This window comes from Streptomyces camelliae (genome assembly GCF_027625935.1).
Lineage (GTDB): Bacteria > Actinomycetota > Actinomycetes > Streptomycetales > Streptomycetaceae > Streptomyces > Streptomyces camelliae.
This window is the reverse complement of sequence record NZ_CP115300.1, coordinates 1,352,328-1,364,295: the sequence shown is the minus strand read 5'-3', so window position 1 is coordinate 1,364,295 and position 11,968 is coordinate 1,352,328. Positions and strand designations below refer to the sequence as shown.

9 protein-coding genes are annotated in these 11,968 nt (G+C 72.0%); 1 reads left to right on the top strand and 8 read right to left on the bottom strand.

Annotated features, from left to right (window positions below; all coding sequences use genetic code 11):
- The first annotated feature begins 108 nt into the window (after window positions 1-108).
- The gene (locus O1G22_RS06395) at window positions 109-600 is read left to right on the top strand and encodes a hypothetical protein (protein ID WP_428986480.1); all 492 of its coding nucleotides are present in this window, start codon (window positions 109-111) and stop codon (window positions 598-600) included.
- Between the two features lie 6 nt (window positions 601-606).
- On the opposite strand, the gene O1G22_RS06390 is transcribed toward O1G22_RS06395, so the two are convergent.
- The 8 genes from O1G22_RS06390 to O1G22_RS06355 all read right to left on the bottom strand — a co-directional run bounded on the left by O1G22_RS06390 (window position 607) and on the right by O1G22_RS06355 (window position 11,750).
- The gene (locus O1G22_RS06390; protein WP_270080409.1) at window positions 607-1,830 is read right to left on the bottom strand and encodes a cytochrome P450; all 1,224 of its coding nucleotides are present in this window, start codon (window positions 1,828-1,830) and stop codon (window positions 607-609) included.
- A 59-nt stretch (window positions 1,831-1,889) separates the two neighbouring features.
- The gene (locus O1G22_RS06385; RefSeq protein ID WP_270080408.1) at window positions 1,890-2,669 is read right to left on the bottom strand and encodes an N-formylglutamate amidohydrolase; all 780 of its coding nucleotides are present in this window, start codon (window positions 2,667-2,669) and stop codon (window positions 1,890-1,892) included.
- Between the two features lie 69 nt (window positions 2,670-2,738).
- Window positions 2,739-3,866, bottom strand: coding sequence for a homoserine O-acetyltransferase MetX (metX, locus tag O1G22_RS06380; RefSeq protein WP_270080407.1), 1,128 nt, complete (start codon window positions 3,864-3,866; stop codon window positions 2,739-2,741).
- An 8-nt stretch (window positions 3,867-3,874) separates the two neighbouring features.
- Entirely contained in the window at window positions 3,875-5,188 is a 1,314-nt protein-coding gene (locus tag O1G22_RS06375; protein WP_270080406.1) for a bifunctional o-acetylhomoserine/o-acetylserine sulfhydrylase, read from the bottom strand.
- A gap of 354 nt (window positions 5,189-5,542) precedes the next feature.
- The gene (locus O1G22_RS06370; RefSeq protein ID WP_270080405.1) at window positions 5,543-7,762 is read right to left on the bottom strand and encodes an NADP-dependent isocitrate dehydrogenase; all 2,220 of its coding nucleotides are present in this window, start codon (window positions 7,760-7,762) and stop codon (window positions 5,543-5,545) included.
- Between the two features lie 149 nt (window positions 7,763-7,911).
- Window positions 7,912-8,997, bottom strand: a complete 1,086-nt coding sequence (locus O1G22_RS06365) for a mechanosensitive ion channel family protein (RefSeq protein WP_270080404.1) — start codon at window positions 8,995-8,997, stop codon at window positions 7,912-7,914.
- A 183-nt stretch (window positions 8,998-9,180) separates the two neighbouring features.
- Window positions 9,181-10,725 (bottom strand): amino acid permease, encoded by a 1,545-nt coding sequence (locus O1G22_RS06360; RefSeq protein WP_270080403.1) that lies wholly within the window; start codon window positions 10,723-10,725, stop codon window positions 9,181-9,183.
- 50 nt (window positions 10,726-10,775) lie between these two features.
- Window positions 10,776-11,750, bottom strand: a complete 975-nt coding sequence (locus O1G22_RS06355; protein WP_270080402.1) for a hypothetical protein — start codon at window positions 11,748-11,750, stop codon at window positions 10,776-10,778.
- Window positions 11,751-11,968 lie beyond the last annotated feature (218 nt).

Here is an 11,968-nt window from a genome sequence, read left to right as displayed (position 1 = left end):
GATGAGCGTGCGGAGGCCGTCAGTGGTCCGGCCGGTGAGGGTCCGCTTCCCGGGGGCGTGGAGGACGGGGGCGGCTTGCGTGGCGCGGGTGCGGAGGCCGTCGGCGCTCTGCCCGGCGCGGGTGCGGACGGTGACGGTCCGCCCCACGAGGTCGCCGATGACGGCGAGTTCGTGGACGCGCTGCTGGAGGAGGAGCTGCGGCAGGCGGCCGCCGTGCTGGACCCGGTCCCGGACGTCCTGCGCCAACTGGCCCTGGACGCCTATGCGTTGCACGACCTGGACGCGCAGATCGCCGAGCTGACCTTCGACTCGCTGGTGGACGCGCTGCCGGTCAGGGGCGTCACGGACCCGCCGCGGATGCTGACGTTCCGCGCGGGCGAGGTGACGGTCGACGTCGAGGTCACCGAGGACGGCCTGATCGGGCAGGTGCTGCCGCCGAGCTCGGCGCGCATCGAGGTGCTCGGCGGCCCGCAGACCGTCCGCCCTGTCACGGTCGACACCCTCGGCCGCTTCACCAGTGACACACCCCCGGCCGGCCCCTTCGCCCTCAGGCTGCGGACCGGCGTGGACGTGATCGTCACGGAGTGGCTGCGGGCCTGAACCCGGTCAGGCGGACCAGGTGGCGGGCAGCGTCCGCGGCCCGCGGATCATGGTCCGGTGCCGCCACCGCACCTGCTCCGGCGGCACGGCGAGCCGCAGCCCCGGCAGCCGCTCCAGCAGCGTGTCGACCAGCAACTCGGTCTGCAGCCGGGCCAGCAGCGTGCCGGTGCAGAAGTGCGGGCCGTTGCCGAACGCCACGTGCGGGTTCGGGTCGCGGTCGGGGTCGATGCGGTCCGGGTCGGGGAAGACGGCCGGGTCACGGTTGGCGGCGAGGTAGGAGACGTACACCGGCTCGCCCGCCGCGATCCGGTGACCGGCGATCTCCACGTCCTCCCGCGCGATCCGGGCGAGCCCGACCGAGCTGCGGTGCGGGATCCACCGGAACAGCTCGTCCAGCACCGGGCCGCGTGCCTCGGGCCGCGCTCGCATCCGCTCCATCAGCTCCGGCCGGGTCAGCATCAGATACAGCATCTGGCCGCAGTTGTGCGTGACCGCCTCGCCGCCGATCTGCAGCGGGCCGGCGAGCCCGACGGCCTCCTCCTCCCCGATGTCCCCCCGTGCGACGGCCGCGCCGAGCATCGAGTAGACGTCCTCTCCCGGGCTCGCGGCCCGGGCCCGGATGGTCGCGGTGATCCACCCGTACAGGCCCTCCTTGGCCGCGCCCGCCGCCTCGACCCCGTTGGTGGAGATGATCTCCCGGGTCCAGGCGTGCACCTGCGCCCGGTCGGCGGCGGGCACGCCCATCACCTCGCTGACCACGGAGAGCGGGAACGGCTCCAGCACCCGCTCGATCAGATCGGCGGGCGGCCCGTCGCGTACGACGCCGTCCACCAGCTCGTCCAGGATCGCCTGGGCGCGGGGCCGCAGCCGCTTCATGGCGCTCACCGTGAAGGCACCGGCGACCGGCTTGCGCAGCCGGTTGTGGTCGGGCTGGTCGGCCCAGGCGAGCGAGCCGGGACGGGGAGCGAAGTTCGGTGCCATCCGGGTCACTTGACGGTGTGTCACCTCGGTCCGGCTGAAGCGCGGGTCGTTGGTGATCAGCTTCACGTCGTCGTAGCGGGTCGCCAGCCACGCCCAGCCCTCGCCGAACGGCAGCCGGATCCGGGTCAGCGGACCCTCGCGCATCAGGCCGGCGAGGACCGGGTCGAAGTCCGTCCCGTCCAGGTCGGGCGTGGACCAGTCCCGCACGGGGGGCGGGGCCTGGCCGGTGAGCGTGGTCTCCTCGGTCATGCATTCCACCCTGGTACGGGGGCGGGCCGGTGTCCTGCGGGAATGCTCCAGCCGGAGTCCTACACCGTGTCGACGAGCGCGGCCAGCGCTGTGGCCAGCCGCTCCAGCCCCGGCCCGGCAGCCCCTCCAGGCTCCGCCATATACGTGTCCCGCCGGATCTCCACCATCAGGGCACTGACCCGGGCGTCGGTGCCGTAGAACTCCAGCGGTACGTACGTCCCCGCGAACGGGCTGTCCAGCCCGGTCCCCCCGAAGCCCGCGAACGCCTTCCGGGCCGCCTGAAGCAGTTCCGGCGGGGTGTGGAAGGCGTCCGTGCCCAGGCACACGGGTGGGCGCGGTCCGGTGCCGTGCAGCTCGTAGGGCAGCGGCTCGGTCGGATACGAATGCACGTCGATGATCACGGCCCGTCCGGTGGCCGTCAGCCGGGCCACCACCGCCTCGGTCACGGCCCGTGCGTACGGCCGGAAGTACCGGGCCAGCAGCGGCTCCGGATCGGTGTCCGGCCGGCGCAGCTCGTCCTTGTGCGTGGTCCGGGTGTACACGGCGCCCATTCCGACGGCCGCCATCTCCTCCCGCTCGTCCGGGAACCGCTCCGGGTCCACGACCAGCCGGGACAGCCGGTTCACGAGCCGCCAGGGGGTGAGGCCCGCCAACTCGGCCGCTCGCTCGGCCAGTTCGGCGGTGTGCGCGTCCGTGATGTGGTCCAGCTCCCGCTCCAGAGCGGTGTCGTCCAGCACGATTCCGCGGCGCACGTCCTCGGGAATCGCCCGCGCCGAGTGGGGCACGTGCAACAGTACCGGTGAGTCGGGGGCGCCGGGGAGCAGATCGAAGGCGGACACGGGCGGCTCCGGGAGGTCTGGGTGACGGCGTCGGGACCACCGTGCCACACCCTGACCCCGGCGCCTGCGTCAGCCGAGCAACTCCCGCACCAGCACACCCACTTGCCCCGTCTCGATCAGGAACCCGTCGTGCCCGTACGGCGACTCGATCACGCGTACTGCGTCCGCGCCCGGGATCAGCGCGGCCAGCTCCCGCTGCTGGGCGAGCGGATAGAGGCGGTCGGAGTCGATGCCGGCCACCAGGGTGGGAGCCGTCACGCGAGCCAGGGCGGTGCGGAGTCCGCCTCGGCCCCGGCCGACGTCGTGGGCGTTCATCGCCTCGCTGAGGACGACGTAGCTGCCCGCGTCGAATCGGCGCACCAGCTTCGCCGCGTGATGGTCCAGGTAGGACTCGACCTGGTAGCGGCCGCCCTGCCAGGGGTCCTCGGTGTCCTGCGGGGCTCGGCCGAAGCGGGCCGTCAGTTCCGGTTCGCTGCGGTAGGTGACCTGGGCGAGGCGGCGGGCCAGGCCCAGGCCGGCGTGCGGGCCGTGGCCCGTGCCGTGGTAGTCGCCGCCCTGCCAGTGCGGGTCGGCGCGGACGGCGTGCAGCTGGATGCCGGCCCAGGCGATCTGTTCCGCGCTCGCCGCCGCCGTGGTGGCGAGCAGCAGCAGCGCACCGGTCCGCTCCGGGTACGACACCGCCCACTCCACGGCCCGCATCCCGCCCATCGAGCCGCCGACGACCAGCGCCCAGCGCGCGATGCCCAGCGTGTTCGCGAGCGCGGCCTCCGCCGCCACCTGGTCGCGCTGGGTGAGGAACGGGAAGGCACCGCCCCAGGCCCGGCGGCCGTCCGGACGCGGGGAGGCGGGGCCGGTGCTGCCCTGGCAGCCGCCCAGCACATTGGGCGCCACCACGAACCAGCGGTCGGTGTCCAGGGCCAGACCCGGGCCCACCAGCCCCGCCCACCAGCCGGGGGAGGGGTGGCCCGGGCCGGCGGGGCCCGAGGCGTGGCTGTCGCCGGTCAGCGCGTGGAGGACCAGCACCGCGTTGGACGCGTCCGGCGCGATCCGCCCCCATGTCTCGAACGCCAGCCGCACACCCGGGAGTTCACCGCCCGCCTCCAGCGGGAGCGGCTTCTCGGCCGTCCACCACTGCCGGTGGCCCGGCGGATCCCCCTCGCGCCAGGCACCGGTGACCGGCGCCCCGCTCTCGGTCATCCGCGTGCTCAGGACGTGCCCTTGGCCGCGCGGAAGCCGGCCTCCAGGTCCGCCTTGAGGTCGGCCAGGTTCTCGATGCCGACCGACAGCCGCACCAGGCCCGGAGCGGTGCCGGTCGCCGCGAGCTGCTCCTCGGTGAGCTGGCTGTGCGTGGTGGACGCCGGATGGATGATCAGGCTGCGCACGTCACCGATGTTGGCGAGATGGCTGAACAGCTCGACGGCGTCGACGAACCGCTTGCCCGCCTCGACCCCGCCGCGCAGCTCGAAGGAGATCACGGCACCGGCCCCGCGCGGCAGGTACTTCTGCCCGGCGTCGTACCACGTGCTGGACTCCAGGCCCGGATAGTGGACGACCGACACTTCGTCGCGTTGCTCCAGCCACTCCGCGAGGGCCTGTGCGTTGGCGGTGTGCCGCTCCAGCCGCAGGCTCAGCGTCTCCACGCCTTGGAGCAGCAGGAACGCCGAGTGCGGGGAGAGCGCCGGGCCGAGGTCGCGCAGCAGCTGCACGCGCAGCTTGACCGCGAACGCGCCCGGGCCGAGCGCCGGCCAGTAGCGCAGACCGTGGTAGCTCGGGTCGGGCTCGGAGAAGTCCGGGAAGCGGTCGGCGTGCGCGCCGAAGTCGAAGGTGCCGCCGTCCACCACGACACCGGCGATGGCGGTGCCGTGCCCGCCCAGGAACTTGGTCGCCGAGTGCACCACGATGTCGGCGCCGTGCTCGATCGGCCGCAGCAGATACGGGGTCGGCACGGTGTTGTCCACGATCAGCGGGACCCCGGCCGCGTGGGCCACGTCGGCGACCGCACGGATGTCCAGCACATTGCCGCGCGGGTTGCCGAGCGACTCGGCGAACAGCGCCTTGGTGGTCGGCCGGATCGCCGCCCGCCAGGCGTCGGGGTCGTCCGGGTCGTCCACGAAGGACACCTCGATGCCGAACTTGGGCAGGGTGTGCCGGAAGAGGTTGTACGTGCCGCCGTACAGCGAGGTGCTGGAGACGATGTGGTCCCCGGCGCCGGCCAGCGTCAGGATCGCCAGGGTCTCGGCCGCCTGCCCCGAGGCGAGCGCGACCGCGCCGACCCCGCCCTCCAGCGCGGCGATCCGCTGCTCGAACACGTCCGTGGTGGGGTTGTGGATCCGGGTGTAGATGTTGCCGGGCTCGGCCAGCGAGAACAGGTCGGCCGCGTGTCGCGTGTCGCGGAAGACGAAGGACGTGGTCTGGTACACCGGTGTCGCCCGGGCGCCGGTCGCCGGGTCGGGGGCGGCTCCGGCGTGGATCTGCTTCGTCTCGAAGGACCAGGCCGACGTGTCGGGCTGCGTGCTCATGGTGCTCCTCGTGCGGGGGAGAGCGGCGGGACGTGGCACGAGGGAAGCACGGCGGGGCAGGGCCCGACAGGCGTGCGCGGAACGTGACATGAGGACGTCACGGACGACATGCCGGCGCAATGTCCGGCAACACGGGCGACCGGATTCCGTGAACCCGCACACGGCTCCGCCCCGGCCGGGAGGTACCGGCCGGGGCGGAGTCAGGGGGTCGGCTCGGGCGCCGTGGCGACTAAGCACTCCGCTGGAAGTGCCGCGATGTGTAGTCGGTCGTCTGCGGCTCCATCGTGGCTGGTCGCGCAGTTCCCCGCGCCCCTTTGGGGCGCGACCCAACCCAGTCGAGTTTGCCCGACTTGCTTAGCTCAGGGACGCGAGCGCCGCGTTCCAGGTGGCCGACGGGCGCATGACGGCGTCCGCCTTGGCCTTGTCGACCTGGTAGTAGCCGCCGATGTCGGCCGGCTTGCCCTGGACCGCGATCAGCTCGTCCACGATCTTCTGCTCGTCGACCGCGAGGGACTCGGCCAGCGGCGCGAACGCCTTGGCCAGGTCGGCGTCGTCGGTCTGCCGGGCCAGCTCCTGCGCCCAGTACAGGGACAGGTAGAAGTGGCTGCCGCGGTTGTCGATGCCGCCGACGCGACGGGTCGGGGACTTGTCCTCGTTGAGGAAGGTCGCCGTGGCGCGGTCGAGGGTGTCGGCGAGGACCTTGGCGCGGGCGTTGCCGGTGGCCTCGGCGTACTGCTCGAAGGACGGCACCAGGGCGAAGAACTCACCGAGGGAGTCCCAGCGCAGGTAGTTCTCCTTGACCAGCTGCTGGACGTGCTTCGGCGCGGAGCCGCCGGCGCCCGTCTCGAACAGGCCGCCGCCCGCCATCAGCGGGACGACCGACAGCATCTTGGCGCTGGTGCCCAGCTCCAGGATCGGGAACAGGTCGGTCAGGTAGTCACGCAGCACGTTGCCGGTGACCGAGATGGTGTTCTCGCCGCGGCGGATGCGCTCCACCGACAGCTTGGTGGCCTCGACCGGGGGCAGGATCCTGATGTCCAGGCCCTCGGTGTCGTGCTCCGGCAGGTACTGCTTGACCTTGGCGATCAGCTGGGCGTCGTGGGCGCGGTCCTCGTCCAGCCAGAACACGGCCGGGTCGCCGGTGGCGCGGGCGCGGGTGACGGCCAGCTTGACCCAGTCGCGGATCGGGGCGTCCTTGGTCTGGCAGGCGCGGAAGATGTCGCCGGCCGAGACGGTCTGCTCCAGGACGGCGTTGCCGGCCTGGTCGACCAGGCGGACGGTGCCGGTGACCGGGATCTCGAAGGTCTTGTCGTGGCTGCCGTACTCCTCGGCCTTCTGCGCCATGAGGCCGACGTTCGGGACGGAGCCCATGGTCGAGGGGTCGTAGGCGCCGTGGGCGCGGCAGTCCTCGATCACGGCCTGGTAGACACCGGCGTAGGAGGAGTCCGGCAGCACCGCGAGGGTGTCCGCCTCCTGGCCGTCCGGGCCCCACATGTGGCCGGAGGTGCGGATCATGGCCGGCATCGAGGCGTCCACGATCACGTCGGAGGGGACGTGCAGGTTGGTGATGCCCTTGTCGGAGTCGACCATGGCCAGCGCGGGGCCCTCGGCCAGCTCGGCGTCGAAGGAGGCCTTGATCTCGGCGCCCTCGGGCAGGGCCTCGATGCCCTTGAGGATGCCGCCCAGACCGTCGTTCGGGGTCAGACCGGCGGCGGCGAACGTCTCGCCGTACTTCGCGAACGTCTTCGGGAAGAAGGAGCGCACCACGTGACCGAAGATGATCGGGTCGGAGACCTTCATCATCGTGGCCTTCAGGTGCACGGAGAACAGGACGCCCTCCTGCTTGGCGCGGGCGACCTGCGCGGTCAGGAACTCGCGCAGCGCGGCGACGCGCAGCACGGAGGCGTCGACGACCTCGCCCTCAAGGACCGGGACGGACTCGCGCAGCACGGTGGTCGAGCCGTCGTCACCCTTGAGCTCGATGCGCAGCGCACCCGCCTCGGAGATCACCACGGACTTCTCCGTGGAGCGGAAGTCGTCCACACCCATGGTGGCCACCTCGGTCTTGGAGTCGGAGCTCCAGGCGCCCATGCGGTGCGGGTGGGTCTTGGCGTAGTTCTTCACCGAGGCCGGGGCGCGGCGGTCGGAGTTGCCCTCACGCAGCACCGGGTTGACGGCGGAGCCCTTGACCTTGTCGTAGCGGGCGCGGATCTCGCGCTCCTCGTCGGTCTTCGGGTCGTCCGGGTAGTCCGGCAGCGCGTAGCCCTTGCCCTGGAGCTCGGCGACGGCGGCGCGCAGCTGCGGGATGGACGCCGAGATGTTCGGCAGCTTGACGATGTTGGCCTCGGGCGTCTTGGCCAGGTCGCCCAGTTCGGCCAGCGCGTCCGGGATGCGCTGGTCCTCGTTCAGGTACTCCGGGAAGTGGGCGATGATGCGCCCGGCCAGCGAGATGTCGCGCGTCGTGACCGGCACACCGGCCTGCGAGGCGTACGCCTGGATCACCGGCAGGAACGAATGCGTCGCCAGGGCCGGGGCCTCGTCTGTGTAGGTGTAGATGATGGTCGAGTCAGTCACCGGGTGCTCCGCTCCACGTCTGCAACATTGCTCGACATCAAGATATCTCGTGATCGGGGCAGGCTCGACAGGGGTCCGGGAGTGGCCCGCCGTTTTCCCGTCGTCCGGCCCCGCCGGCCGGGGCACTCCCGTCATTTCGAACGTGCGTACTACTCCACGGCTCCCGGGATCACGTCCTCCCCGCTGCGCTGCTGCGGAATCACCACGGCCCCCTGCTGGAGTGCGACCGTGCGGGCCGGGGCCGGGATGCGGATGCCCTCCGCGCGGTAGCGGCGGTGCAGGCGCTTGATGAATTCATGTTTGATGCGGTACTGGTCGCTGAACTCGCCGACGCCGAGGATCACCGTGAAGCCGATGCGGGAGTCGCCGAAGGTGTGGAAGCGGACCGCGGGCTCGTGGTCGGGGACGGCGCCCTCGACCTCGCGCATGGTCTGCGCGACGACCTCCGACGTCACCCGCTCGACGTGTTCCAGGTCGGCGTCGTACGACACACCGACCTGGACCAGGATCGTCAGCCGCTGCTCGGGGCGCGTGTAGTTGGTCATGTTGGCCTTGGCGAGCTGGCCGTTGGGGATGACCACCAGGTTGTTGGACAGCTGACGGACCGTCGTCTGGCGCCAGTTGATGTCGACGACATAGCCCTCCTCGCCGCTGCTGAGGCGGATGTAGTCGCCGGGCTGGACGGTCTTGGCGGCCAGGATGTGGATGCCCGCGAAGAGGTTGGCGAGCGTGTCCTGGAGGGCCAGGGCCACCGCCAGACCGCCGACGCCCAGGGCGGTCAGCATGGGTGCGATGGAGATGCCCAGCGTCTGCAGGACGACCAGGAAGCCGATCGCGAGCACCAGGACGCGGGTGATGTTGACGAAGATGGTCGCCGACCCCGCCACGCCCGAGCGGGACTGGGTGACCGTGCGGACCAGGCCTGCGATCACCCGGGCCGCGGACAGGGTCACCACGAAGATCAGCCACACCTGGAGGAACTGGTTCGTGTGGTGCTGCACGGTCCGGGTCAGCGGCAGCACGGCCGCTGCCGCCGCCGCGCCACCCGCGATCGCCGCCCACGGCACGACCGAGCGCAGCGCGTCCACGATGACGTCGTCTCCGCTCCACCTGGTCCGCTTGGCGTGCTTCGCGAGCCAGCGCAGCAGGGTGCGCGAGAGGAAGGCGAGCAGCAGGCCCGCCGCGAGGGAGATGCCGGCGAGGACGAGGTCGTCCAGGGTCAGCGCCCGGTTCACCGGTCACCTCCGGGGACTGCGGCGGCTGCAAAGGGGGGACGTCTCGTCACGTGGTCACCTGCTTGCTGTGCGGGATGTGCGAACGCGCCGGCCGGAGGAACTCCGCCCACCGGCGCGATCGTTCATCCTGCCGTATCCGGAACACCAGTTCGTACCCGGACCGGTGTCCCGCGGGCAGCCGGCTCAGATGATGCCCTCCGCGAGTTCGGCCTGGTCACGGTCGTTGCCGTACGCGGCGGCCGTCGGCGTGCCGTACGAGCGGCGGGCGACGTACCACCAGACACTCGCGAGGACCAGGACCACGGCGAGCGCCACCGAGGCGTAGTTCATCGTGTCGACGGTCACCGGCGAGGCCTGCGGCAGGCAGAACAGCACGGTCACAGCGGCGACCCAGATCACCGCGATCCAGCCGATCGGCTTGCTCCAGCGGCCCAGTTGCCACGGCCCCGGCTGGAAACGGTCGCCCGCGCGCAGCCGCAGCAGCACCGGGATGGCGTAGGCGGGCGTGATCCCGATGACGTTGATGGCGGTCACGGCGTTGTACGCGGTCGCCGAGTACAGCGACGGCAGGGCGAGGACGCCGGCCACGACGGCGGACAGCCAGACGGCGGCGACCGGTGTCTGGGTGCGGCCGCTGACCTTGCGCCACAGGTGCGAGCCGGGCAGCGCGCCGTCCCGGCTGAACGCGAACACCATCCGGCTGGCCGCGGCCACCTCGGCGTTGCCGCAGAAGAGCTGGGCGATGATCACGACCAGCAGCAGCGCGCTCGCGCCGTCGGTGCCGAGCCCGTCGAGCAGGATCTGCGCGGGCGGCACCCCGGTCGCGGTGTTGCGGGTGGCGTCGTAGTCCTGGATGGCGAAGGTCAGTCCGGCGAGCAGGACGAAGCCGGCGATCCAGGACGCCCAGATGGAGCGCACGATGCCCTTGGCCGCGGCCACCGACGCCTGCGAGGTCTCCTCCGACAGATGCGCGGAGGCGTCGTAGCCGGAGAACGTGTACTGCGCGAGCAGCAGGCCGATCGCCGCCACGTAGACCGGGTTGTGCCAGCCGGTCTCGTTGACGAACTTCGTGAACACGAAGGAGGCCGACCGGTGGTGGTCGGGGACGATCGCGAGCACGCCGACGATCAGCGCGACGCCCGCCAGATGCCACCACACGCTGATCGAGTTGAGCAGGCTGACCAGGCGGACGCCGAACAGGTTCAGCACCGCGTGCAGCAGGAGGATGGCGCAGAAGATCAGCATGGTCTTGCCGGGCGTCGGAGTGAAGCCCCACTGGAGGTTCGCGAACGCGCCGGCGAACAGGGCCGCGCCGTAGTCGATGCCGGCGATCGCACCGAGCAGACCGAGCAGATTCAGCCAGCCCGTGTACCAGCCCCAGCGCGGCCCGCCGAGGCGGTCGGCCATGTAGTACAGCGCGCCGGAGGTCGGATAGGCGCTGGTGACCTCGGCGAGCGCGAGACCGACGCACAGCACGAACAGGCCGACGCCCGCCCAGCCCCACAGCATCACGGCGGGACCGCCGGTGTTCAGGCCGAAGCCGTAGAGCGTCATGCAGCCGGACAGGATCGAGATCACCGAGAAGCTGATCGCGAAGTTGCCGAAGCCGCCCATACGGCGGGCCAGCACCGGCCGGTAGCCGAGTTCACGCAGCCGCTGCTCCTCGTCCTGCTGGAGCAGGGCGGACGAGAGTGATGGCGAGGGCGATGGATCGGGGGTGGCGGACATGCGGGGGAGGCCTCCGGGTCGACAGGGGGAGCGGACATGGGGATGTGCGTTCAGGGGCGGGCCGCCCGGCAGCGGTCGCGGGCCTGGAGGAAGATCTCCAGGGCCCGGTGGCGGTCGGGGGTGCGGTACATCCAGGGCGGGGGTGTGAAGTACGGGCCGATCGCGTCGAACACCCGTGCCGCGTCGGGGAATTGCAGGGACCCCCACAGGGCGTGGGCCAGATGGTTGAGGTCCGGCAGCGAGCGTTCGTCGCGGTGGGTGTGCTCGAACCACGCGTGCAGGGCGCGCCGCGCCTCGCGGGCCGCGTCCTCCGCCACCCAGTGCAGGTCGAGCGCCGCGTCATGGCCGCTGTCGCGCCGGTAGCGCTCGACCCGGACGTACAGCGGCAGCACGTGCAGCGCGGAGCCGGCCGGGGCCTGCGCGGCGGCCCAGTGCGCGTAGCCGGCGGCCTCCGCGAGCCGGCCCGTGCCGCCGCGCGCGTACAGGAACTGCAGCATCCGGTGGTGCGCCTCGCGGTTGTGCGGGTCCCGCTTGCCCGCCTCGGCCAGCAGTCCCCAGGGACCCGGCGGCAGCATCGGCTCGGGCGCGGCCGTCCGGTGCTCCTCCCAGCGCTGCTCCGGGTCCAGCTGGGCGAGCGCCAGCAGACACACCCAGGGCACCGGGTCGTGCGGGGCGCTGCGGGTGGCGGACTGGGCGGCGTCCCAGGCCTCGATCCACAACTCGTGGGTACGGCGGTGCCGTTCGCGCTGGGCGCGCAGGGCCCGCTCCACCGCGACCCGGGCGTGCATCACCACGGCGTGCACGCTGCCCGGCTCCTCGGCGAGCCAGGCCCGCACCACGTCGGTGCCGGCGGCGGCCGCCGCGAGGACCTGGGTGCGCTGGGTCCACTGCCACCAGTCCCGGGTGTCCGCGAGCAGCGTCCGCATGGCCATCCAGCGGCCGGTGCGCAGATCCTGCAACGCGGCGCGCAGGGCGCGGTCCGGACCGGCGGGGTCATAGGAGGGGCGTGCTCCTTCTCGGGCCATCAGCCGTCGGTCCCGGGCCACTGGCCCATGGGCGAGGTGGCGGGGTGGCGTAGCAACAGCACTCCTGTGGGCGGCGATTGAGGTGCGGCGCGGTGGTCGGCGGTCACTATAGAGGGGGCGGTTGCGCCCCACCATTGTTGCCAACTCAACTATTTATCCAGGTGAGTTGAATGTCCGCCGGTGCTTGACTCCGGACGCGGCGCGACGGCAGGCTGACG

Excerpts from the sequence above, each read along its gene's own strand:
- O1G22_RS06360 (WP_270080403.1), bottom strand. The coding sequence starts at position 10,725 with ATGTCCGCCACCCCCGATCCATCGCCCTCGCCATCACTCTCGTCCGCC.
- O1G22_RS06355 (WP_270080402.1), bottom strand. The coding sequence starts at position 11,750 with ATGGCCCGAGAAGGAGCACGCCCCTCCTATGACCCCGCCGGTCCGGAC.
- O1G22_RS06390 (WP_270080409.1), bottom strand. The coding sequence starts at position 1,830 with ATGACCGAGGAGACCACGCTCACCGGCCAGGCCCCGCCCCCCGTGCGG.
- metX (WP_270080407.1), bottom strand. The coding sequence starts at position 3,866 with ATGACCGAGAGCGGGGCGCCGGTCACCGGTGCCTGGCGCGAGGGGGAT.
- O1G22_RS06375 (WP_270080406.1), bottom strand. The coding sequence starts at position 5,188 with ATGAGCACGCAGCCCGACACGTCGGCCTGGTCCTTCGAGACGAAGCAG.